The sequence below is a fragment of the Streptomyces sp. NPDC001536 genome, from assembly GCF_042894505.1.
Lineage (GTDB): Bacteria > Actinomycetota > Actinomycetes > Streptomycetales > Streptomycetaceae > Streptomyces.
The window spans coordinates 298,240-322,087 of sequence record NZ_JBIAVQ010000005.1; the positions used below are offsets into that span (position 1 = coordinate 298,240).

Genomic DNA, 23,848 nt, shown 5'->3' on the forward strand with positions numbered 1-23,848 from the left:
GCCTGCCACTGACAGCGCGTCCGGCGGAGGTCAGCCGTCGCCTTCCCGCTCCGCCAGGAACTTCTCGAACTCCAGCCCGATCTCGTCCGCCGACGGAATGTCGATGGGCTCGGCGAGCATGTTGCCCCGTGTCTCGGCGCCCGCCGCCGCGTCGTACTGGTGCTCAAGGCCCTGGACGAGCGCGACGAGATCCTCGTCGCCCTCCTGGATCTGGCGGTCGATCTCGGTCTGGGTGCGGTGGGCGTCCGTGCGCAGGGCGTGTGCGATGCCCGGCAGGACGAGCCCGGTCGCGGCCGTGATGGCCTCCAGGACGGTCAGCGCCGCGTCCGGGTACGGGGAGCGGGCGATGTAGTGCGGCACGTGCGCGGCGACGCCCAGGACGTCATGGCCGGCCTCCATGAGGCGGTACTCGACGAGCGCCTCGGCGCTGCCGGGGACCTGTGCCTCGTCGAAGGGGCTGCGGTGGCCCGGGACGAGGTCGTTGCGGTTGCCGTGCGGGGTGAGGCCGACGGGGCGGGTGTGCGGGACGCCCATCGGGATGCCGTGGAAGTTCACGGACAGGCGCACGCCGAGCCGCTCCACGATCTGCTGGACGGCCGCGGCGAAGCGCTCCCACTCCACGTCCGGCTCGGGTCCGGACAGCAGCAGGAAGGGCGCCCCGGTGGCGTCCTGGACGAGCCGCACGTCGATGGTGGGCTCCTCGTACTCCGTCCACCGGTCGCGCTTGAACGTCAGCAGCGGGCGGCGGGCGCGGTAGTCCACGAGCCGGTCGTGGTCGAACCGGGCGACGACCTGGTGGGGCAGCGAGTCCAGCAGCCGGTCGACGATCTGGTCGCCGGTCTCGCCCGCGTCGATGTATCCGTCGAAGTGGTAGAGCATGACAAGGCCGGCCGACTCCTGGGCGAGCGCCATGTCGACGACAGCCAGGCCCTTCGGCTCCCATGCGTACAAACCCTGCGGATCAAGCACAGTGACCGCTCCTCCTCGTGTTCGTACTGCACAACGCCCCCCGGGACGTGGGCATTCCCGCCCACGCCCCTGATCAGCCACGTCTTACTGCGTTCTCATGTCCTGCTCCACTGCGTCACGAGGCCAGCACACGCGCGTGGAGGGCCGTCACGGCCTTCCGGGCGGACGTGAACGCACCGTGCTGCCAGGCGTCGGTGTAGCTCAGCCAGTCACCGGCGAACCAGACGCGCCCGGCCGGATCGTTCAGCGGCCGGTAGCGGACGTCGTCAGGACCGCCCGGGGTGTCGTGCCAGGCGGCCTCCAGGTGCGGCGTCTGCCGCCAGTGGTGGGAGAAGGAGGAGGCGAGCTCGGTGCGGTACTTCTCGCCGTAGATCTTCACGCCGGCCGCCACCGCCCGTGCCTCGCGCTGCCTGGGGCTGAGCTTCGCGTACGTGTCGGCGTCGTCGCCGTAGTTGTAGTAGCCGATGACAATGCCCCGCTCGCCGTGGAAGCCGTACGAGGGATGCCAGATGTGGGTGATGTCCTGGTCGGTCTCGGTGATGCCGCCGTAGATGTGGTGGTCCAGTTCCCACCAGCGGGACCGGTACTCCAGGCCGATCTTGGCCGCGGAGGACGGGGTGATGGCCTCCAGCGCGGACTGCACGCCGGAGCCGAGGTTGTGCGGGATCTTGGCGAGGATGTTGGGCGGGAGCGCGGCCACGCAGTAGTCGGCGTCGACGGCCTTGGTACGACCGCCCTGGGTGTAGGTGACGGAGACACCGCTGCCGGTGTCGGTGATTTTCGAGACCGCTGCCCCAGTACGTACCCGGTGGGCGCCGATCGCACGCGTGAGCGCCTTCGGTATCCGGTCCATGCCGCCTACGGGCTGGAACATCAGCATGGCCTGGTCGAAGCCGAACTCGAAGGAGAAGTAGCGTCCGACGCCGCTCGCGAAGACCTCGGAGGCGGTCGGCACATCCCCGAGCAGCACACCGGGCGTCCCCGCGGCGGCCGGTACGGTCGTGTAGCCGCGCCGCTCCCCGCCCTCGTACGTCAGCTTGTCGCCGAGTTCGCCCCAGTCCTTCAGGAACTCGACGAGCCGCTCCTGGTCCGCGGCCGTCAACTCCTTGTCCAGGGCACCCTTGTCGGTGGCCTTGGCGAGCAACTCCGAGACATAGCCGTAGACATCGGCCTTCGCGGTCCGGTGCCGCATCGGCTTCGTCATCCCGGCCGACTCGTTGTACAGGTACGCGTCGGCGTTGACGTTGGTGAACACCTCGATGGGCACGCCGAGTTCACGGCAGTAGTCGAGGGTGACCATCCATTGCGGGATCCGGGCGGGCCCCGCGTTCATGTAGTGCCCGTCGGCGAAACGGGCGGTCTGTGTGTTGCCGTACAGGTCGGTCGTGGTGTCCCCGCCGCGCACGGTGAGGTTGCGTCCGCCGGTGCGGTCCCTGGCCTCCAGGACCGTACAGTCGTAGCCCGCCTTCCCGAGTTCGTACGCGGCGGCCAGCCCGGCGATGCCGCCCCCGACGATGACGACCTTGGCGGCGGAACGTCCGGTGAGCGTGAAGTCGCCCGCGCGGAGCGCCCGGAAGGGCTGCTCGGCGGCCTGGGCGGTGGGCGCGAGCCCGAGGGCTCCCATGGTGGCGAACATCGTGCCCGCGCCGCCGGTGAGGCCCACGTTGCGCAGGAACGCGCGTCGGCTCTGAGTCTGTGCCATGAGTTCGGCTCCCCTTTTCCGATCTTGAATGACCGGGGAAGCGTCCCAATGGCCCGTTACGACTCAGGGGTGACTCGTGTATCCCACACGTTTCTGCGCGAACACACAGCTGAGGGCCCGCACCTCGAAAGGTGCGGGCCCTCAGTTACGAGCTACTGCTCAGTGAGCGTTCAGCTCTGGCCGCCGGCCAGCTTCTCGCGAAGCGCGGCGAGCGCCTCGTCCGACGCCAGCGCACCGGAGGTGTCCGCACCCTCGGAGGAGTACGAACCGCCACCGCCCGCGGCCGGAGCCGCACCGGCAGCGTCGCCGCCCTCGGCCGCGGCAGCGGCGTCGGCCTCGCGGGACTTGATGACCTGCTGCTGGTGCTGCTCGAAGCGGGACTGCGCCTCGGCGTACTGGTTCTCCCACACCTCACGCTGGGACTCGAAGCCCTCGAGCCAGTCGTTGGTCTCGGGGTCGAAGCCCTCGGGGTAGATGTAGTTGCCCTGGTCGTCGTAGGACGCGGCCATGCCGTACAGGGTCGGGTCGAACTCGACCGAGGCCGGGTCGGCACCGAAGGACTCGTTGGCCTGCTTCAGCGAGAGGCTGATGCGACGACGCTCGAGGTCGATGTCGATGACCTTGACGAAGATCTCGTCGTTGACCTGGACGACCTGCTCCGGGATCTCCACGTGGCGCTCGGCCAGCTCGGAGATGTGGACCAGACCCTCGATGCCCTCGTCCACGCGGACGAACGCACCGAACGGAACCAGCTTCGTGACCTTGCCGGGCACGACCTGGCCGATCTGGTGGGTGCGGGCGAACTGCTGCCACGGGTCTTCCTGGGTCGCCTTCAGCGACAGGGAGACACGCTCGCGGTCCATGTCGACGTCGAGGACCTCGACGGTGACTTCCTGGCCGACCTCGACAACCTCGGACGGGTGGTCGATGTGCTTCCAGGACAGCTCGGAGACGTGGACCAGACCGTCGACGCCACCCAGGTCCACGAAGGCACCGAAGTTGACGATCGAGGAGACCACACCGGAACGGACCTGACCCTTCTGGAGGGTCGTGAGGAACGTCTGGCGGACCTCGGACTGGGTCTGCTCCAGCCAGGCACGGCGGGACAGGACCACGTTGTTGCGGTTCTTGTCCAGCTCGATGATCTTCGCCTCGAGCTCCTTGCCCACGTAGGGCTGGAGGTCGCGGACACGGCGCATCTCGACCAGGGAGGCCGGGAGGAAGCCACGGAGGCCGATGTCGAGGATGAGACCACCCTTGACGACCTCGATGACGGTACCGGTGACGATCCCGTCCTCTTCCTTGATCTTCTCGATCGTGCCCCAGGCACGCTCGTACTGAGCGCGCTTCTTGGACAGGATGAGACGGCCTTCCTTGTCCTCCTTCTGGAGGACCAGGGCCTCGATCTCATCGCCCACGGCGACGACCTCGTTGGGGTCGACGTCGTGCTTGATGGAGAGCTCGCGGCTCGGGATAACGCCTTCGGTCTTGTAACCGATGTCGAGCAGGACCTCGTCCCGGTCGACCTTCACGATGACGCCGTCGACGATGTCGCCGTCGTTGAAGTACTTGATCGTCTCGTCGATCGCGGCGAGGAAGGCTTCCTCGTTACCGATGTCGTTGACCGCAACCTGCGGGGTGGTGGCGGTGGTCTCGGTGCTGCTCGTCATGTGGGAAAGGGCTCCGGTTACGGACAGAAAGTCGTAGGTACTGCTACGCCGGGAGCCCGTGTCGCTCTGAAGAAGCCAGACAGCCAGGGAAGCGCCGGACCAGGCGAAAAGCCCGATGGCGCCTCGAAAACCGAGGGACATACGACAGATGCGAGCGCAGCCTGCTACGTCTGAGGTGCGCAGGCCCGCAGCGCAACTTGTAGCATACGGGGGCAGCCGGACAGGGTCAATGCGCGAAGGCGCACACCCGGGGCGGATCGCCGCATACCCGGCACAAGAACTGTCTCTGGAGGCCATCCAGGCCCCGAGACACCTCCTCCGTGACACCCCCGAGGGGACGGATTGGAGGGAAGAGTACGACGAGGGAGCCGATCATCCAAGAGCCCGCAGCATCCGAGCCGAACGTCACATCGGACGTCGAGACATCGGACTTCGAGCCGGAGGCCACCCGGCGTGACGCCGATGTCACGGAGAGCTCCCGGGCCAACCGGGGCTGGTGGGACCGCAACGCGGACGAGTACCAGGTCGAGCACGGCACGTTCCTCGGCGACGACCGCTTCGTGTGGGGTCCCGAGGGCCTGGACGAGGTGGAGGCCGAGCTGCTCGGCCCGCTGGAGGAGCTCAAGGGCAAGGACGTCCTGGAGATCGGCGCCGGCGCGGCCCAGTGCTCGCGCTGGCTGGCCGAGCAGGGGGCCCGCCCGGTCGCCCTGGACCTCTCCCACCGCCAGCTCCAGCACGCGCTGCGCATCGGCGGATCGTTTCCCCTGATCTGCGCGGACGCCGGTGCGCTGCCGTTCGCGGAGGCCTCCTTCGACCTGGCGTGTTCGGCGTACGGGGCGCTGCCGTTCGTGGCGGACCCGGTGCTGGTCCTGTCGGAGGTGCGCCGGGTGCTGCGGCCGGGCGGACGTTTCGTCTTCTCGGTCACCCACCCGATCCGCTGGGCGTTCCCGGACGAGCCGGGCCCGGAGGGGCTGTCCGTCTCCGCCTCGTACTTCGACCGCACGCCGTACGTCGAGCAGGACGAGGAGGGCCGCGCGGTGTACGTCGAGCACCACCGGACCGTCGGCGACCGCGTACGGGACATCGTCGCCGCGGGCTTCCGCCTGGTGGACCTGGTCGAGCCGGAGTGGCCTGCCTGGAACACCTCGGAATGGGGCGGCTGGTCGCCGCTGCGCGGGAATCTGATCCCGGGGTCGGCGATCTTCGTGTGCGAGCGGGACTGACACGGGAGCACGCGCGCGTAGGGGCGTTCTCGCGGTCGTACGACACTAGGACGCGTGATCCGTTACGAGGCTCTGGACGCCCTTCCCGTACGCGCCGCCCTGCCCGCGCTCGCCGACGCCCTGGACGCGCACGGCACCGCAGTCCTGGTCGCGCCGACCGGCAGCGGCAAGACCACCCTCGTACCGCTGGCGCTGGCCGGGCTGCTGGGCGGTGACGCTCCCGCGCGGCGGGTCGTCGTGGCCGAGCCGCGGCGGATCGCGGCCCGCGCGGCGGCCCGGCGGATGGCGTGGCTGCTGGGCGAGAAGGTCGGCGAGAGCGTCGGCTACACCGTGCGCGGGGAGCGGGTCGTCGGGCGGCACGCGCGTGTGGAGGTCGTGACGACCGGCGTGCTGTTGCAGCGGCTCCAGCGGGACCAGGAGCTCGCGGGCGTGGACGTGGTGGTCCTGGACGAGTGCCATGAGCGGCATCTGGACGCGGACACGACGGCGGCCTTCCTGTGGGACGTACGGCAGGCGCTGCGGCCGGAGCTGCGGCTGGTGGCCGCGTCGGCGACGACCGACGCGGAGGGCTGGGCTCGGCTGCTGGGCGGGGCGCCGGTGGTCGAGGCGCGGGGGCGGGCGTACGGGGTCGGCGTGGTCTGGGCTCCTCCGGCCCGTCCGGTGCGGCCCTCGCACGGCATGTGGGTCGATCCCGCGCTGCTGACGCATGTGGCGTCGGTGGTGCGACGGGCGCTGGCCGAGCGGGAGGGGGACGTGCTGTGCTTCCTGCCGGGCGTGGGCGAGATCGCGCGGGTCGCCGGGCAGCTGGGCGGTCTCGGCGACGTGGACGTGCTCCAGGTGCACGGGCGGGCGCCCGCCTCGGTGCAGGACGCGGTGCTGGCGCCCGGCGAGCGGCGCCGGGTGGTGCTGGCGACCTCGGTGGCCGAGTCGTCGTTGACGGTGCCCGGAGTGCGGATCGTCGTCGACTCGGGGCTGACGCGGGAGCCTCGGGTGGACCACGCGCGCGGGTTGAGCGCGCTGACGACGGTACGGGCCTCCCGCGCGGTGGGGAATCAGCGGCTGGGGCGGGCCGGGCGGGAGGCGCCGGGTGTGGCGTACCGCTGCTGGACGGAGGCGGAGGACGTCCGTCTGCCGTCTTTCCCGGCGCCGGAGATCAAGGTGGCCGACCTGACGCCGTTCGCCCTCCAGACGGCCTGCTGGGGCGATCCGGACGCCTCCGGGCTGGCCTTGCTGGATCCGCCGCCGAGCGGGGCGATGGCTGCCGCGCGGAGCGTCCTGACGGCGATCGGCGCGGTGGACCCCGCCGGGCGGGCCACCGAGCGGGGAGCACGGCTGGCCCGGCTCGGGCTGCACCCCCGGCTCGGGCGGGCCTTGCTGGACGCGGGCCCCTCACGGGAGGTGGCCGAGGTGGTCGCGCTGCTCAGCGAGGAGCCGCCGCGGGAGTACGGCGACGATCTGGCGGCCGCCGTGCGGACGGCCCGGCGTGGGGGCGACGCCTATGCGAGGCGCTGGCGGGCGGAGGTACGGCGACTGCAAGCCCTCGCCGACGAGCCGACTCACGCGCCCGCTCTCACGGAGGATGCCCTCGCCGGTCTCGTCGCCGCCCTGGCCTTCCCCGAACGGGTCGCCAAGGCCGACGGCGGTTCCTACCTCATGGCGTCCGGAACCCGCGCCGAGGTCCGTGACGCCACCGGGCTGCGTGGGGCGCCCTGGATCGCCGTCGCCGTCGCGGACCGTCCTGTGGGGAAGGGGCACGCGCGTGTGCAGCTCGGTGCGGTCGTCGACGAGGAGACCGCGCGGCGGGCCGCCGGGGCGCTGCTCGACGAGCGGGACGAGGTCCACTGGTCCGACGGGGACGTCGTGGCCCGGCGTGTGGAGCGGCTGGGGGCCGTCGAGCTGACGGTGCGCGCACTCAAGAACCCCGACCCCGTTCTCGTACGCGACGCGCTTCTTGAGGGGCTACGGCAGGAAGGGTTCCGTCTGTTGCGCTGGTCGCCCGACGCCGACGTACTGCGGCAGCGGCTGGCCTTTCTGCGGCTGCACCTCGGGGAGCCGTGGCCGGACGTCTGCGACGAAGCGCTCCACGCGCGCGTGGACGAGTGGTTGGAGCCGGAGCTCGGTCGTGCCCGGCGGCGGGCCGATCTGGCGCGGATCGACGCCGGGGCGGCGCTGAACCGGCTGCTGCCCTGGGCCTCGGGGGACGCCGGGCGGCTCGACGAACTCGCGCCCGAGCGGATCACCGTGCCGAGTGGGTCCAGAATCCGGATCGACTACGCGAACCCCGAACAGCCGGTCCTCGCGGTGAAGTTGCAGGAGATGTTCGGGCTGCACGAGTCACCCGCGGTCGCCGGCGTCCCGCTGCTCGTCCATCTGCTCTCCCCCGCCGGGCGCCCGGCCGCCGTGACCGCCGATCTCGCGTCCTTCTGGAAGGACGGCTACAAGGGTGTGCGGGCGGAGCTGCGGGGCCGCTATCCGAAGCATCCGTGGCCCGAGGACCCGGCGGCCGCCGAGCCCACGCGGTATACGAACGCGCGGCTCAGGCGGTGACCGGTTCGGGTTCGGCGTCGGTGGCGGGTTCCGGTTCGTCGGGGCGGCGGCTGCGGGCCTCCAGGTACAGCGAGAGGGCCAGCAGGAGCACGCCCAGGGTGGCGAAGCCCCAGGGGAGGTACGAGGTCATCAGGAGCACCAGGGTGCGGTTGGACTTGACCAGGTCGACGGTGTGCTCGATGTAGTCCTCGCGCATCTTCACGTGGCCGGCGAACGCCGTCACCTTGTCGCGGTCGCCGAGGAGGGTGCCACCGCGGAGTTCCTCCTTGTGGATCTCCTCGCCGTAGACGGGGGCGCCGGTGACGGGTTCGACCCAGAACTTGCGGACCGTGGTGTACCAGCGGGTCGTGCCGGTCTTGGCGAGCTGCTCGGGGGTGACGCCCGCGATGGGGAGCTTCTTGGGCCACTTCACCTGGGTCCAGGGGATGGTCTGCTCGAAGTAGTAGACCTCCAGGCCGCGGAAGTCCTGGGTGCCCTTGTAGTGGATGGGGGACGAGGTGCGGGTCTGGGCGTCGAAGTACTCGTAGTCCCGCTTCTCCGTCAGGAAGGGCCACTTGAATTCGAGGCCCTCCCGCTTCACCGGGTCGCCGTCGACCATCTCGCCCGTGGCGTGGATCGGTTCCTGGGTGTGGGCGTCGAAGATGTACCGCTCGGGGATGTAGGCGACCTGCCGGCCGTCGGGGCCCTGGGCGTAGGACAGGCCGTCCCAGACGACGACGTCCCGGCCGAGCGTCTTCTCGATCTTCTCGGAGGCCTCGACGTTGCCTTTGAGGGTCTGCACGATGGTGACCTTGGAGACCTTCTCGACCTGCATCGAGTTGTTCATGAGGGTGGCGTTCTTCGCCTCCAGGACCATGTCCTGGTACTGGCCGGCCGGGACCTTGGCCAGGCGCGGGAAGGCGTACCAGCGCAGCAGCGGGGACAGTGCCGCGAAGAACACGGCGAGGGCGAGCAGGATCAGGCTGGCCTTGCGGCGCATCTCGGCCTCCCTCCCGGGCGGTTACGGGTGTGACGGCACCGTCGTCAGCAGCGGCTTCGGGGACGTCTTGCCGGTCGGCGACCCCATCGCGGTGATCGTCAGGACCAGGGCGAGCGCGACTCCCAGGCCGATCGCGGCGGCGATCAGAGCACGCATGCGGGCCTCCCGACGGACTGGAACTGATAGGTCGTCAGGTTCGGCACCGTAGCAACGGGTGGGCGAGATGAGAACACGTTGCACACGACGACGGCGCCCCTCCTCACGAGGGGCGCCGCCATGGTCGTACGAAAGGAATGTGCTGCTACGCGCTCGGGCTCGCCGACGGGCTCGCGGACTCTGTCGGCTCGGGTGCCGCGGCCACCGTCAGTTCGACGGTCAGGGTCGCGCCGCCGGAGGTGTTGATGCGGAGCAGGAACGTGCCGGTGGTGTCGTCCGCGTACAACTTCGGCAGCTTGAGCAGGCCGTCGGCGTCCGTCTCCAGGCCCGTGAGGGTGCGTACGGTCTTGCCGTCCGCGTCCTTGAAGTAGGGGCCCTTGGTGTTCTCGGTCGCATCCTCCGCCGAGGTGATCAGGGTGGCGGTGGCGGCGACTCCGTCCGCGACGGCGCCGTCGTAGGTCGCCTTGACCTCGACCTGCTCGGCGAACTCGCCGCCCGGGGTGCAGGTCAGCGCGGTCTCGCTGGTGCGGGCCAGTGTGTCGGCGACGCGCTCGGTGACGCTCGCCTTGTAGTCGAGACCGGCGATCGCGCGGCCCACGACGGTGGCGCGGACGGTGAACTCGCCCGTCTTCTCGCCCGCCTTGAGGATGGGTGCGACGGCCACGCCGGAGCTGTTGGTGACCACCGTGGCCACGCTCTCGCCGCCCGTGAACGTGGTGTCGGTGTCGCCGACGATCGTGAAGCGGACCCGGACCTTGCCGACGGCCTTGCCGGCCGAGGTCTCGGCGCGGGTGCTGATCCGCTTGGTGAAGGTGTCGCCGGCCTGCGCGGTGAGCTTGGCGGTGCCCGCGTCCTCCAGGTGGTCCACCGTGTCGGTGGGGGTGGGCGTCGGGGTCGGCGTGCCGGGTGTCGACGGAGTGCCGGGCGTCGGCGGGGTGCTCGGGGTACCGGGCGTGCTCGGCGTGCCGGGTGTGCTCGGCGTCGGCGGGTCCGTGGGCGACGGTGAGGGGTTCGCGCCGCTGTCGTCGTCGCTGCGGTTGCCGGGGATGCTGCCGGTGCCGTCGGGGATCTCGTGGGTGCCCTTGCGGTAGTACTCCAGCCACGACAGGACCGTGTTCAGGTAGTCCTGCGAGTGGTTGTAGCTGAGGATCGCGCTGTTGAGGTCGGACTGGGTGGACAGGTCCCAGCCGAAGCGGCACAGGTAGTGGCCGGCGGCGAGCGCGGCGTCGTAGATGTTGTTGGGGTCCTTCTTGCCGTCGTCGTTGCCGTCGCGGCCGGCCCACTCCCAGGTGGAGGGGATGAACTGCATGGGGCCCACGGCCCGGTCGTAGACGCTGTCGCCGTCGTACGCGCCGCCGTCGGTGTCGCTGATGTGCGCGAAGCCGACGCCGTTCAGCTTGGGGCCGAGGATCCTGCCGATGGTGTTGCCGTCCGCGTCGACCCGGCCGCCGCGGGCCTGGCCGGACTCCACCTTGCCGATGGCGGCCAGGAGTTCCCAGGGCAGGTTGCAGCCGGGCTTGGACTCCTGGAGCGAGGCCGCGGCCTGCTTGTAGGCGTCCAGGACGGTCGCGGGTATGCCGGCCTCGGTCGGGCCGGTGGCGGCGGGGGTGCCGACGGTCGGTGCGGGGCTCGGGCTGTTGAGCGGCGGCAGGTCCGTGTAGTACGGCGAGTTGCCGGTGGCGCCGCTGTCGTCGCCGGTCGCGTCGGGAGAGGGCTGGGCGTCGGCCGCGGTCGATCTGCCGCTGTCGTCGACCGTCACGCCGGGTGCCTGGGACGCCGAGAGAGCCGCGACAGCCGCCGCGGCGACGGTGGTGGCCACCGCTCCCTTGCGCAGCCTCCTGCCGAATTGCGCCGACATAAAGTGAACCCCTCCCGTGGACGCCCGAGCGCCCGTCTCCGTTCGACGTGCTCGCCATGGTGATGACGATCGACCCGTGGTGCGGGTTGCCCTCGTGGAGCCATTCAGTGCCGTGTTCTTCTGTTCGACCGCGCTCCCCGGCGCGGCGACCCAGGCGACCCTACGACAACTTGCTTTGCGCGGGCACCCGTTCGTGCCCGGTTTTCACCAGTTGGCCATACTGGGCCGGTCCGACCACACCGAACCGGGGGGCCTTCTTGCCGTTCACGCTGAGCCACGCGGCCGCTGTACTGCCCGCTTTACGCACCGATGGAACCGGCCGGGGCTCACTGGTGCCGGCGGTGTTGGTGGCGGGTTCCTTCGCGCCCGACATGACCTATTTCGCGGCGAGTGCGCTGTCCGAGGCGATGGAGTTCGGGTCCTTCACCCACTCCTTCGCGGGCGTCTTCACCGTCGATGTGCTCGTCGCGTGGGCGCTGGTGGGGTTGTGGCTGCTGATCCGTGAGCCACTGGTGGCGCTGCTGCCCCGCCGGCGGCAGGCACGGCCGGCGGCCCTGTTGCGCTGCGGGGCGCCACGCGCGCGTGTCCGGCCGTCGCTGGTGGCGCGCTGGTATGTGTCGGCGGCGCTGGGTGCGTTGACGCATGTCGTGTGGGACGCGTTCACCCATTTCGACCGTTGGGGGATGCGGATGTTCCCCGTCCTCGGCGAGACGATCGCGGGTTCGCCGCTGTACTGGTACCTCCAGTACGGCAGTTCGGCGGTGGCCGCGGTCGTGATCGCGGTGTTCCTGGGGTACGCCCTGCGGCGGGCACGAGGCGCTGTCGCCGAGCCGCCGGGGGTGCCGGTGCTGAGCGGCGCGGACCGATGGTGGGCCGCTGTCGTCATCGGTGGCTGTGCGCTGGTCGGGGGCGTGCAGCGGGCCTCGCGGTGGTGGGACTACTGGGGGTCCACCGCGAAGCCGTGGGAGCTGATCCCGACGCTGTGCTTCGGCGTGGGTGCCGGGCTCGTGCTGGGCGTGCTGGTGTACGCCGTGGGCGTCAGGGTGTGGCGTCCTGTCCCGGTGCCCGGTCCCGGTCGGGAGCTGAGCCGTCGAGGCGGTCGGTGACCGCGGCGGCGGTCGCGATGAACACGGTGACGGTCCGGACCTGGCGGGCGCGGGGCAGTGCGGTGAGGAGCAGTGCGAGATAGCTGCGGGCCTGGTCGGCGGCGAGCCGCCAGTCCCTGCGGGTGAGCCGGTGACGCAGGTCCGCGGCCCTTCTGCGCAGGGCTGTCGCGAGGTCGGTCGGGATGCGGGCGGTACTGGCCGTTGCCGCGTAGGGCGGGACCGACGGCGGCGGGGTGGACGCGGTCGCATCGGTGGTCGCCTGCGCCGGAGCCGTGTGGCGGTGGAGCGTGCGTATACCCATGTCCGCATCTTTACGGGCCGGGGGGATGGGGAGCGTGTTGTCGGGGACCACGTGGGTGACGGGGGGTGGGGCGGGGGGCTTGTTCTCGCCCCCGCCGCCCCTACCCGTCCCGTCCCCAGGGGGCTGCGCCCCCTTCAACCCCCGCCGCGAACAGGTGGGGGGTGGGCGGGTTCGTGGGCGAGTGCGGGTGTGTGGGGGCTGGTCGCGCAGTTCCCCGCGCCCCTGGGTGGGCTGCCGCCCCGCCTGCTTCCTAGTGCGCTGCCGACTCCCAGTCCGGGCCCACGCCCACCGAGACGTCCAGTGGGGCCCTCAGGTGGACGGCGTTCGCCATTTCTCGGCGGACCAGTTCCTCGACCTGGGCGCGCTCGCCCGGGGCGATCTCCAGGACGATTTCGTCGTGGACCTGGAGGAGCATGCGGGAGGTGAGGGAGGCCTCCTGGAGGGCCTTGTCGACCTGGAGCATGGCGATCTTGACGATGTCGGCCGCCGTGCCCTGGATGGGCGCGTTGAGGGCCATGCGCTCGGCGGCCTCGCGGCGCTGGCGGTTGTCGCTGTTGAGGTCGGGGAGGTAGCGGCGGCGGCCGAAGAGGGTCGCCGTGTAGCCGGTCGCCCGGGCCTCGTCGACGGCCCGGCGCAGATAGTCCTGCACCCCGCCGAAGCGCTCGAAGTACGTGTCCATCAGGGCACGTGCCTCGCCCGCCTCGATGTTCAGCTGCTGGGAGAGGCCGAAGGCGGACAGGCCGTACGCCAGTCCGTACGACATCGCCTTGATCTTGCGGCGCATCTCCGCGTCGACGTCCGCGCGCTCGACCGCGAACACCTGCGAGGCGACCGTGGTGTGCAGGTCCTCGCCGGAGGTGAACGCCTCGATGAGGCCCTCGTCCTCGGACAGGTGGGCCATCACGCGCAGCTCGATCTGGCTGTAGTCCGCGGTCATCAGGGACTCGAAGCCCTCGCCGACCACGAAACCGCGACGGATCGCCCGGCCCTCGTCGGTGCGCACCGGGATGTTCTGGAGGTTCGGGTCGGTGGAGGAGAGCCGGCCGGTCGCCGCCACGGTCTGGTTGAACGTGGTGTGGATGCGGCCGTCCGCCGCGATCGTCTTGATCAGGCCCTCGACGGTGACGCGGAGCTTGGCCTGCTCGCGGTGGCGGAGCATGATCACCGGCAATTCGTTGTCCGTCTGGGTGGCCAGCCAGGCGAGAGCGTCGGCGTCGGTGGTGTAGCCGGTCTTGGTCTTCTTCGTCTTGGGCAGGCCCAGCTCGCCGAAGAGGACTTCCTGGAGCTGCTTGGGCGAGCCCAGGTTGAACTCGTGTCCGGCGGCGGCGTGGGCCTCCTTCACGGCCTGCTGGACGGCGCCGGCGAACATCTGCTCCATGGCCTCCAGGTGGGCCCGGTCGGCGGCGATGCCATGCCGCTCCAGGCGGGCCAGCAGGGTGGAGGTGGGCAGCTCCATGTCGCGCAGGAGGTCCGTGGCCCCGACCTCGGCGAGACGCTCGGTGAAGGCCTCGCCCAGGTCGAGGATGGCCTGGGCCTGGACCATGAGGGCCTCTGCCTCGGCGCCGTCGTCCGCGCCGAAGGCGAGCTGGCCGTCGGCCGTGGCGGCGGGCGCCAGCTCCCGGTGCAGGTACTCCAGGGACAGGGCGTCCAGGTCGAAGGAGCGGCGGCCCGGCTTGACGAGGTACGCGGCGAGCGCGGTGTCCATGGAGACCCCGGCGATGCTCCAGCCGTGCTCGGCGAAGACCCTCATCGCGGCCTTGGCGTTGTGGAAGACCTTGGGCTTGCCGGCGTCGGCCAGCCAGGCGGCGAGCGCCGTCTCGTCGGCCTCGTCGAGCTGGGTGGGGTCGAACCAGGCGGCCACTCCCCCGGGCGCCGCGAGGGCGATCTCGGCGACCGAGCCGGTGCCCAGCGCCCAGGTGTCGACCGTGGCGACGCCGAGCGTGTCGCCGGTGTGCCCGGCGAGCCAGCCCGCCAGCTCTCCGGTGCCGAGCACGGTGCCGTCGAGCTCCACGCCGGCCGTCGCGGCCGGGGCCGGCTCGGCCTCCTCGGCGCCCGGGTCGACGGCGAGCAGCCGCTCGCGCAGCGACGGGTTCCGGATCTCCAGGGTGTCGAGGATCATCGCGAGACTCTTGCGGTCGTACGGCGCCCGCTCCAGGTCGGCGACCGTCTTCGGCAGCTCGACGGTACGGACCATCTCCGTCAGGCGGCGGTTCAGCTTGACCGCCTCCAGGTGGTCGCGGAGGTTCTGGCCCGCCTTGCCCTTGACCTCCTCGACGCGCTCGACGAGGTCCGCGAAGGAACCGAACTGATTGATCCACTTCGCGGCGGTCTTCTCGCCGACGCCGGGGATGCCCGGCAGGTTGTCGGACGGGTCGCCGCGCAGGGCCGCGAAGTCCGGGTACTGGGCCGGGGTGAGGCCGTACTTCTCGAACACCTTCTCCGGGGTGAACCGGGTCAGCTCCGAGACACCCTTCGTCGGGTAGAGCACGGTGGTGTGCTCGCTGACGAGCTGGAAGGAGTCGCGGTCACCGGTGACGATCAGCACGTCGAAGCCCTCGGCCTCGGCCTGGGTGGCGAGGGTGGCGATCACGTCGTCGGCCTCGAAGCCGTCGACCGCGAACCGCGAGACGTGCATCGCGTCCAGGACCTCGCCGATCAGCTCGACCTGGCCCTTGAACTCGTCCGGGGTCTTGGAGCGGTTCGCCTTGTACTCCGTGAACTCCTCGGAGCGCCAGGTCTTGCGGGACACGTCGAAGGCCACCGCGAAGTGCGTGGGCTCCTCGTCGCGCAGGGTGTTGGCCAGCATCGAGGCGAAGCCGTAGATCGCGTTCGTCGGCTGGCCCGTCGCGGTCGTGAAGTTCTCCGCGGGCAGCGCGAAGAACGCACGGTAGGCAAGCGAGTGCCCGTCCATGAGCATCAGGCGCGGGCGGGTGTCGCCGGGGCTGTTGTCGGTCTGCTTCGCTGCTGTCTCTGCCACGACCCCGATCCTGCCACGAGCCACTGACAGTCAGACCCGCCCGCCACCGACGCCGCACACCGAGCGGGCCGACAGCACACACGGCGACCGGGCAAACCCACGGCACATACCGGGCGGGCGCCGCCCGGCTCCCCGCTCGACCGGCGAACGCCGTTGTCACTCCCCCGTGCGAGGATCGGAGAGGTACCTCACAGGTGTGTGCGAAGGAGAGAGCGCGATGGCCACCAAGCCGCCCAAGGGCGATCCGGTTCAGGACGCTCCGCAGGTCGCCGAGCCGAAGCACGCGGCGGCCGGGCTGCCCGCGATCGGGCACACGCTGCGGGTCGCCCAGCAGCAGATGGGCGTCAAGCGCACCGCGCTGACCCTCCTGCGCGTGAACCAGAAGGACGGCTTCGACTGCCCGGGGTGTGCCTGGCCGGAGCCGGACCACCGGCACAAGGCGGAGTTCTGTGAGAACGGCGCGAAGGCGGTCGCCGAGGAGGCCACCCTGCGCCGGGTCACCCCGGAGTTCTTCGCCGCGCACCCGGTCGCCGACCTCGCGACGCGCAGCGGCTACTGGCTGGGGCAGCAGGGGCGGCTCACCCACCCCATGTACCTTCCCGAAGGGGGCACGCACTACGAACCGGTGACCTGGGAGCGCGCCTTCGACATCGTCGCCGAGGAGATCGCCGCCCTCGCCTCCCCCGACGAGGCCCTCTTCTACACCTCGGGCCGTACCAGCAACGAGGCGGCCTTCCTCTACCAGCTGTTCGCGCGCGAGCTGGGCACCAACAACCTGCCGGACTGCTCCAACATGTGCCACGAGTCCTCCGGCTCGGCCCTGAACGAGACGATCGGCATCGGCAAGGGCAGCGTCCTGCTGGAGGACCTCTACAAGGCCGACCTGATCATCGTCGCCGGCCAGAACCCCGGCACCAACCACCCCCGCATGCTCTCCGCCCTGGACCGGGCCAAGGCCAACGGCGCGAAGATCATCAGCGTCAATCCGCTGCCCGAGGCGGGCCTGGAGCGCTTCAAGGACCCCCAGACCGCCCAGGGGATGCTCAAGGGCACCGCCCTGACCGATCTGTTCCTCCAGATCCGCATCGGCGGCGACCAGGCCCTCTTCCGCCTCCTCAACAAGCTGATCCTGGAGACGGAGGGCGCCGTCGACCAGGCCTTCGTCGACGAACACACCCACGGCTTCGAGGAGTTCGCGGCCCAGGCCCGCGCCGCCGACTGGGACGAGACGCTCACCGCGACCGGCCTCACCCGCGAGGAGATCGAGCGGGCCCTGGCCATGGTGCTCGCCTCCGAGCGCACCATCGTCTGCTGGGCCATGGGCCTCACCCAGCACAAGCACTCCGTGCCGACCATCCGCGAGGTCGTCAACTTCCTTCTCCTGCGCGGCAACATCGGCCGCCCCGGCGCGGGCGTCTGCCCGGTCCGCGGTCACTCCAACGTGCAGGGCGACCGCACGATGGGCATCTTCGAGCGGCCCGCGCCCGCCTTCCTGGACGCCCTGGAGAAGGAGTTCGGCTTCGCGCCGCCGCGCGAGCACGGCTACGACGTCGTACGGGCCATCCAGGCGCTGCGCGACGGCAAGGCCAAGGTCTTCTTCGCCATGGGCGGCAACTTCGTCTCCGCCTCCCCCGACACCGAGGTCACCGAGGCGGCCATGCGGCGCGCGCGGCTGACCGTGCACGTGTCGACCAAGCTCAACCGCTCGCACGCGGTCACGGGCACGCGTGCCCTGATCCTGCCCACCCTGGGCCGCACCGAGCGCGACCTCCAAGGCAGCGGCGAGCAGTTCGTGACCGTCGAGGACTCCATGGGCATGGTGCACGCCTCCCGCGGCCGACTGGAGCCCGCGAGCAGGCATCTGCTGTCCGAGCCGGCCATCGTCTGCCGCCTCGCCCGCCGCGTGCTGGGCTCCGGGTCCCGCACCCCGTGGGAGGAGTTCGAGAAGGACTACGCCACCGTCCGCGACCGCATCGCACGCGTGGTCCCCGGCTTCGACGACTTCAACGCGCGCGTGGCCCACCCGGGCGGCTTCGCCCTGCCCCACGCGCCCCGCGACGAGCGCCGCTTCCCGACGGCCACCGGCAAGGCCAACTTCACCGCCGCGCCCGTGGAGTTCCCCGCGCTGCCCGAGGGGCGGCTGCTGCTCCAGACGCTGCGCTCGCACGACCAGTACAACACCACGATCTACGGTCTCGACGACCGCTACCGGGGCATCAGGAACGGCCGCCGGGTCGTCCTGGTCAACCCCGAGGACGCCCGGAAGCTGAAGCTCGCCGACGGCTCGTACGTCGACCTCGTGAGCGAGTGGAAGGACGGCGTGGAGCGGCGGGCGCCCGGCTTCCGGGTGGTGCACTACCCGACGGCACGCGGCTGCGCGGCCGCGTACTACCCCGAGACCAATGTCCTGGTGCCGCTGGACGCCACCGCCGACACCAGCAACACCCCGGCCAGCAAGTCCGTCGTCGTCCGTCTGGAACAATCGGCGACCGACTGAGCGTTTGCTCAGCCGAGCGAGTGATCCCGACGAAACGGAGCCGGGCCCCATGGGCGAGCAGCAGCATGTGAAGTTCCCGCAAGAGGTCATCGACGAGTACGCCGCGCTCGGTGTCGACCTGCCGGCGCTGTTCTCCGCGGGGCACCTCGGCGCGCGCATGGGCGTGCAGATCGTGGAGGCGTCCGCGGACCGGGTCGTCGGGACGATGCCGGTGGAGGGCAACACCCAGCCGTACGGACTGCTGCACGGCGGCGCCTCCGCGGTCCTCGCCGAGACGCTCGGCTCCGTCGGCTCGATGCTGCACGGCGGCAGCTCCAAGATCGCCGTGGGCGTCGACCTCAACTGCACCCACCACCGCGGGGCGCGCTCCGGGCTGGTGACCGGCGTCGCCACCCCCGTGCACCGGGGACGGTCGACGGCGACGTACGAGATCGTGATCAGCGACGAGGAGGGCCGGCGCGTGTGCAGCGCACGGCTGACGTGTCTCCTGCGGGACGTGAACCCCGGCGACGTGGCCCACATCGTGGCGGCCAACTGACCCCGCGGGGCCCCGGCTTGGGGCCACCCCGGCCCCCGTGGTCCTGCCGCTCTGCCGCTCAGCAGGTCCCGCAGCGCGTGGCTCCGCAACCCGACAGCCCCAGGCCCAACTCGCCCCAGGCCCAACGGACTCTGGCCCGACCCACCCCGCAAGGCCTAGCGTCAAGGTATGAGAACGGGAGGAACCCCGAAGCTCCGGGGCGGGGCGGCCCAACCAGCCGTCGACGCAAGGCTCACGCCGACCGCCGACGCAAGGCCCCTGCCCGACGCAGGCGAAAGGCCCCGCCAGTGAGCGGCGTTGGCCCCGTCGAGCCCGGTGAAGGCACGCACGCGTGGGACGTTCTCGACGCGCCGCCGCTCCCCCGCCGTCCGCGAGGGCGGCTCGTCGAGCTGTACGGCAGGCACCGGCGTGCCGTCCTCGGCGTCTTCACCTGCGCCGTTGTCATCGCGGGCGGCGGCTATCTCTACGCCACCCGCCCGCAGCCGCCGGCGGCCCTCCCACCGCCGTACCCCTCACAGGTCACCGATGTGCACTACCTGAGCTGGGAGCCGACGCCGGAGGGTGCGCCGAGGCGGAGCTTCAGCCTCGGGGTGGAGCTGACCGTGCTGGCGGGACCCCCGGTCACCGTGACCCGGATCTCCCAGCCGTACGCCGGTCTGTCCGTGAAATCGACCCCGCCGGCCCCATTTCGCACGACGGCGGGCTCCAGCCGCAAGATCATCGTCACCATGCACGTGACGCAATGCAGGAAAGTGCCGTGGAACGCCGGGCTCCCTTTCCTTGACGTAACTCTACGTAATACGCGCGCAATAGAAGTTCACAGTTTCATCCTCGGACAGCGCTATGCGCAGCAGCTCTCGGAGGCCCTACAAGTCGCCTGCAGCAACAGTTCTGGGTAATTACCAAAACCCCTGAGACGCCTGAACCACCCAGGTCGGGTCCTGCGGGTTCTCACTATGCGGACCGGGCGAATCAGCCTGAATTCCACTGTTCCACCCACTCAGTACCGCTCTGCATTACGACGTGTCATAACAAGAGCGTCACAGCCTGGCCCGGACCCTCCTCCACGATCCCCACACCCGCTTAGAGTCACGGCCAGTCACCGCGCCACTGGATTGTCACGTCAGGCACCCCGCGCAACGACTCGGCCGCTTCCAGGGGGGAGCGCCGCGCCATGAAAGGACGAATCGTGCGTCAACGTTCGCTCATCACCATCACCGCCGCGCTGGCGGCGGGAGCACTCACCCTCACCGCCTGCGGCTCGCGCGACGACGACGGCGGCTCGGACTCCGGAAGCGGTGGCACCAAGGTCGTCATAGGCGTCGACGCCCCGCTGACGGGTGACCTGTCCGCCCTCGGCCTCGGCATCAAGAACTCCGTCGACCTCGCCGCGAAGACCGCCAACAAGCAGAAGCTCGTCGACGGCGTCACCTTCGAGATCAAGGCCCTCGACGACCAGGCCCAGCCCTCCTCGGGCCAGGCCAACGCCTCCACCCTGGTCGGCGAGAAGGACGTCATGGGCGTCGTCGGCCCGCTGAACTCCTCCGTCGCCGAATCCATGCAGAAGGTCTTCGACGACGCCGGCCTCGTCGAGATCTCCCCGGCCAACACCGGCCCGGGCCTCACCCAGGGCGCCGACTGGCAGAACAAGAAGGTCCGCACCTACAAGTCGTACTTCCGCACCGCGACCACGGACGCCATCCAGGGCCCGTTCGCCGCGCAGTACGTCTACAACGACGCCAAGAAGACCAAGGTCTTCGTCATCGACGACAAGAAGACCTACGGCGCCGGTCTCGCCGCCACCTTCACCGCGGAGTTCAAGAAGCTCGGCGGCAAGGTCGTCGGCACCCAGCACATCGACCCCACCACCAAGGACTTCTCCGCCGTCGCCACCCAGGTGAAGTCCTCCGGCGCGGACGTCGTCTACTACGGCGGCGAGTACCCGCAGGCCGGCCCGCTCAGCAAGCAGATCAAGGCCGCAGGCGCCAAGGTCCCGCTCGTCGGCGGTGACGGCATCTTCGACCCGACCTTCATCGAGCTGGCCGGTGCCGACAGCGCCGGTGACCTCGCCACCTCCGTCGGCGCCCCCGTCGAGGAGCTCCCCTCCGCCAAGCAGTTCGTCGCCGACTACAAGGCCGGCGGCTACAAGGAGGAGTACGCGGCCTACGGCGGTTACTCCTACGACGCCGCCTGGGCGATCATCCTGGCCGTGAAGAAGGTCGTCGAGGAGAACGACGGCAAGCTCCCGTCCGACGCCCGCGCCAAGATCACCGCCGCCGTCCAGAACGTCTCCTTCGACGGTGTGACCGGCAAGGTCTCCTTCGACGAGTACGGTGACGCCACCAACAAGCAGCTCACCGTCTACGCCGTCGAGAACGGCGCCTGGAAGGCCGTCAAGTCCGGCACCTACACAGGCTGATAGAGACCCGCAGCACCACTTGATCGAGCCGCGCGGGGCGCTGTTCCACTGGCGCCCCGCGCGGACTCGCATCCGGCCTCAACTCGGCCACACACCCGGCCACACATTCGTCGAACATCCGAAGTCTCGGAGGACATGCGGTGAACGAACTGCCGCAGCAGCTGGTCAACGGCCTGCTACTAGGAGCAATGTACGGGCTCGTCGCCATCGGCTACACAATGGTCTACGGCATCGTCCAGCTCATCAACTTCGCCCACGGCGAGATCTTCATGACCGGTGGATTCGGTGCCGTCACCGTCTACCTGTACGTACTGCCCGACGGCACCTCGATGGCGATCGCCCTGCCCCTGATGCTCATGGGCGCCATCATCGTCTCGGTCACCGTCGCCGTAGGAGCGGAACGGTTCGCCTACCGCCCCCTGCGCACCGCACCACGCCTCGCCCCCCTCATCACCGCCATCGGCCTCTCCCTGGCCCTCCAGCAGGCGGTCTGGGCCTGGTACCCCGACGCGAAGTCGCCCATCAAGTTCCCCGAGATCGGCGGCGGCCCCTTCGAGATCGGCAGCGTCACCATCCAGACCGGTGACATCTTCCTGTTCGTCGCCGCCCCCATCAGCATGGGCATCCTCGCCTACTTCGTGATGCGCACCCGCACCGGACGCGGCATGCAGGCCACCGCCCAGGACCCCGACACCGCCAAGCTCATGGGTGTCAACACCGACCGCATCATCGTGATCGCCTTCGCCCTCGGCGCCGCCTTCGCCGCCGTCGGATCCGTCGCCTACGGCCTCAAGTACGGCCAGGTCGACTTCATGATGGGCTTCATCCTCGGCCTCAAGGCCTTCACCGCGGCCGTCCTCGGCGGCATCGGCAACATCTACGGCGCCATGATCGGCGGCGTCGTCCTCGGCCTCGCCGAGACGCTCGCCACCGCCTACATCGCCGACGTCCCCGGCTTCGACAAGCTCGGCGGCCAGTCCTGGGCCAACGTCTGGGCCTTCGTACTCCTCATCCTCGTACTCCTGTTCAGGCCCCAGGGCCTGCTCGGCGAGCGCGTCGCTGACAGGGCGTGACACCGATGACCACACAGACCACCGAAACCCCCAGCGCCCCCGTCAGCAAGGACGGCAACGCCACCGGCCTCATCGGCCTCCCCGAGAACATCGGCCGCGCCCTCGCCACCGCCGGCGGCGCCCTCACCATCGTCTCCACCTTCCTGGCCTGGACCTGGACCTCCGAATTCCCCGGCGACCTCACCGTCTACGGCTACCCCGGCGGCCTCCAGGTCCTCGTCCTCATCGGCGGCGCCCTCACCACGCTCTTCGCCCTCGCCTCCTACGGCATCAAGGGCCTGCGCTGGCTCACACCCGCCGGCGCCGACAGCGCCGTCAAACTCGCCGCGCTCGGCACCTTCGCCACCGCCTGGTACACGGTCCTCGCGATCAGCGTCAACCTCGGCGGCGTCGTCAACCTCGAACCCGGCGGCTACATCGTCGCCATCGCCACCCTCGCCGCCGTCATCGGCGCGTTCTCCCTGCCCTTCACCCGCCCGGAACCCGACCCCATCGACCCGGACGACACCGGCTGGGAGCAGTTCAAGCACAGCGGACGCCACAGCTGGTCCGTCTTCAAGGCGTCCATCGCCTCCGGCACCCCCGGCAAGGCACCCCAGCTCCCCGCATACGCCGAGATCCTGATCATCGTCGTCGCCCTCGGCCTCGGCCTCACCGTCTTCACCTACGGCATCGGCACCGAGTACGACGAACTCTTCATCGGCTTCCTCATCACCGTCGGCTTCCTCTTCGCCGCCGTCACCAAGGCCGGGCTCGTGGCCCGGGTCTCGGGGATCACCGCGAAGCACCGCAACGTCACCATGATCGGTGCGTTCGTCGCCGCCGCGGCCTTCCCCTTCACCCAGTCCGACGACCGCTACGCGACCCTCGGCGTCTACATCCTCATCTTCGCCACCGTCGCCCTCGGCCTGAACATCGTCGTCGGCCTCGCCGGCCTCCTCGACCTCGGATACGTCGCCTTCCTCGGCGTCGGCGCCTACACCGCGGCCCTGGTCTCCGGCTCCCCCACCTCACCGCTCGGCGTCCAGTGGCCCTTCTGGGCCTCCGCCCTCCTCGGCGCGGCCGTCGCCATGGTCTTCGGCGTCCTCATCGGCGCCCCCACCCTGCGACTGCGCGGCGACTACCTCGCCATCGTGACCCTCGGCTTCGGAGAGATCTTCCGCATCACCGTCCTCAACATGGACGGCACCTCAGGACCCGACGTCACCAACGGCTCCAACGGCATCGCCTCGATCCCGAACCTCAACATCCTCGGCTTCGACTTCGGCCAGACCCACGACATCGCCGGCTTCAGCATCGCGCGCTTCGCCAACTACTTCCTGCTGATGCTGCTCATCACACTGATCGTCGTCGTGGTCTTCCGCCGCAGCAGCGACTCCCGCATCGGCCGCGCCTGGATCGCCATCCGCGAAGACGAGACAGCCGCCCTCGCCATGGGCATCAACGGCTTCCGCGTCAAGCTCATCGCCTTCGCACTCGGCGCCACCCTCGCCGGCCTCGCCGGCACCGTCCAGGCCCACGTCACCTACACCGTGACCCCCGAGCAGTACCAGTTCGCCGGACCCGTACCGCCCAACTCGGCGTTCCTCCTCGCCGCCGTCGTCCTCGGCGGCATGGGCACCATCGCAGGCCCCCTCGTCGGCGCCTCACTGCTCTACCTCATCCCGGCCAAGCTCCAGTTCATGGCCAACTACCAGCTCTTCGCCTTCGGTGTCGCCCTCATCCTCCTGATGCGCTTCCGCCCCGAGGGCCTCATCCCCAACCGGCGCCGCCAGCTCGAATTCCACGAAGAGGCCGAAGCGCCCACAGTCCTCGGCAAGGCAGGGGCCTGAC

17 protein-coding genes are annotated in these 23,848 nt (G+C 70.3%); 9 read left to right on the forward strand and 8 right to left on the reverse strand.

The genetic code is table 11. The features are described 5' to 3' along the window. Positions 1–30: 30 nt before the first annotated feature. From ACFY0U_RS16875 to rpsA, 3 genes are all read right to left on the reverse strand, one after another. Positions 31–969 (reverse strand): PAC2 family protein, encoded by a 939-nt coding sequence (locus ACFY0U_RS16875; RefSeq protein WP_388635896.1) that lies wholly within the window; start codon positions 967–969, stop codon positions 31–33. Between the two features lie 115 nt (positions 970–1,084). After that, the gene (locus ACFY0U_RS16880) at positions 1,085–2,671 is read right to left on the reverse strand and encodes a flavin monoamine oxidase family protein (protein WP_388635898.1); all 1,587 of its coding nucleotides are present in this window, start codon (positions 2,669–2,671) and stop codon (positions 1,085–1,087) included. A 170-nt stretch (positions 2,672–2,841) separates the two neighbouring features. Continuing rightward, positions 2,842–4,341, reverse strand: coding sequence for a 30S ribosomal protein S1 (rpsA, locus tag ACFY0U_RS16885; RefSeq protein WP_361527023.1), 1,500 nt, complete (start codon positions 4,339–4,341; stop codon positions 2,842–2,844). Between the two features lie 320 nt (positions 4,342–4,661). On the opposite strand from rpsA, the gene ACFY0U_RS16890 reads away from it, so the two are divergent. Next, positions 4,662–5,564, forward strand: coding sequence for a class I SAM-dependent methyltransferase (locus ACFY0U_RS16890; protein ID WP_388635901.1), 903 nt, complete (start codon positions 4,662–4,664; stop codon positions 5,562–5,564). A 54-nt stretch (positions 5,565–5,618) separates the two neighbouring features. Then, on the forward strand, positions 5,619–8,111 hold the full coding sequence (gene hrpB, locus ACFY0U_RS16895) for an ATP-dependent helicase HrpB (protein ID WP_388635903.1): 2,493 nt from the start codon (positions 5,619–5,621) through the stop codon (positions 8,109–8,111). Here hrpB and ACFY0U_RS16900 read toward each other — a convergent pair. The 3 genes from ACFY0U_RS16900 to ACFY0U_RS16910 form a co-directional block, all read right to left on the reverse strand. Then, positions 8,101–9,090 (reverse strand): DUF3068 domain-containing protein, encoded by a 990-nt coding sequence (locus ACFY0U_RS16900; protein ID WP_388635905.1) that lies wholly within the window; start codon positions 9,088–9,090, stop codon positions 8,101–8,103. The genes hrpB and ACFY0U_RS16900 overlap by 11 nt on opposite strands. A gap of 21 nt (positions 9,091–9,111) precedes the next feature. After that, positions 9,112–9,246, reverse strand: a complete 135-nt coding sequence (locus tag ACFY0U_RS16905; RefSeq protein WP_388635907.1) for an SPW_0924 family protein — start codon at positions 9,244–9,246, stop codon at positions 9,112–9,114. Positions 9,247–9,391: 145 nt separating this feature from the next. Next, complete coding sequence (locus ACFY0U_RS16910) at positions 9,392–11,104, reverse strand: lytic murein transglycosylase (RefSeq protein WP_388635909.1); 1,713 nt, start codon at positions 11,102–11,104, stop codon at positions 9,392–9,394. Between the two features lie 257 nt (positions 11,105–11,361). Between ACFY0U_RS16910 and ACFY0U_RS16915 the strand changes: the two genes are divergently transcribed. Beyond that, positions 11,362–12,210: a DUF4184 family protein gene (locus ACFY0U_RS16915; RefSeq protein ID WP_388635911.1), complete on the forward strand. Its 849-nt coding sequence runs from the start codon at positions 11,362–11,364 to the stop codon at positions 12,208–12,210. Here ACFY0U_RS16915 and ACFY0U_RS16920 read toward each other — a convergent pair. Both ACFY0U_RS16920 and polA read right to left on the reverse strand, forming a co-directional pair. Continuing rightward, on the reverse strand, positions 12,143–12,511 hold the full coding sequence (locus tag ACFY0U_RS16920) for a hypothetical protein (protein ID WP_388635913.1): 369 nt from the start codon (positions 12,509–12,511) through the stop codon (positions 12,143–12,145). The two genes, ACFY0U_RS16915 and ACFY0U_RS16920, sit on opposite strands and share 68 nt — an antisense overlap. 250 nt (positions 12,512–12,761) lie before the next feature. Next, on the reverse strand, positions 12,762–15,488 hold the full coding sequence (gene polA / locus ACFY0U_RS16925) for a DNA polymerase I (protein WP_388635915.1): 2,727 nt from the start codon (positions 15,486–15,488) through the stop codon (positions 12,762–12,764). A gap of 217 nt (positions 15,489–15,705) precedes the next feature. Between polA and ACFY0U_RS16930 the strand changes: the two genes are divergently transcribed. The 6 genes from ACFY0U_RS16930 (at position 15,706) to ACFY0U_RS16955 (ending at position 23,847) form a co-directional block, all read left to right on the forward strand. Then, positions 15,706–17,985: an FdhF/YdeP family oxidoreductase gene (locus tag ACFY0U_RS16930; protein WP_388635917.1), complete on the forward strand. Its 2,280-nt coding sequence runs from the start codon at positions 15,706–15,708 to the stop codon at positions 17,983–17,985. 49 nt (positions 17,986–18,034) lie between these two features. Beyond that, positions 18,035–18,523: a PaaI family thioesterase gene (locus ACFY0U_RS16935; protein ID WP_388635919.1), complete on the forward strand. Its 489-nt coding sequence runs from the start codon at positions 18,035–18,037 to the stop codon at positions 18,521–18,523. A 287-nt stretch (positions 18,524–18,810) separates the two neighbouring features. Next, positions 18,811–19,422, forward strand: a complete 612-nt coding sequence (locus ACFY0U_RS16940; RefSeq protein WP_388635921.1) for a Tat pathway signal sequence domain protein — start codon at positions 18,811–18,813, stop codon at positions 19,420–19,422. Between the two features lie 290 nt (positions 19,423–19,712). Then, positions 19,713–20,942: a branched-chain amino acid ABC transporter substrate-binding protein gene (locus ACFY0U_RS16945; RefSeq protein ID WP_388635923.1), complete on the forward strand. Its 1,230-nt coding sequence runs from the start codon at positions 19,713–19,715 to the stop codon at positions 20,940–20,942. 140 nt (positions 20,943–21,082) lie between these two features. After that, complete coding sequence (locus ACFY0U_RS16950; protein WP_388635925.1) at positions 21,083–22,015, forward strand: branched-chain amino acid ABC transporter permease; 933 nt, start codon at positions 21,083–21,085, stop codon at positions 22,013–22,015. Positions 22,016–22,020: 5 nt separating this feature from the next. Continuing rightward, positions 22,021–23,847 (forward strand): branched-chain amino acid ABC transporter permease, encoded by a 1,827-nt coding sequence (locus ACFY0U_RS16955; RefSeq protein ID WP_388635927.1) that lies wholly within the window; start codon positions 22,021–22,023, stop codon positions 23,845–23,847. Position 23,848 lies beyond the last annotated feature (1 nt).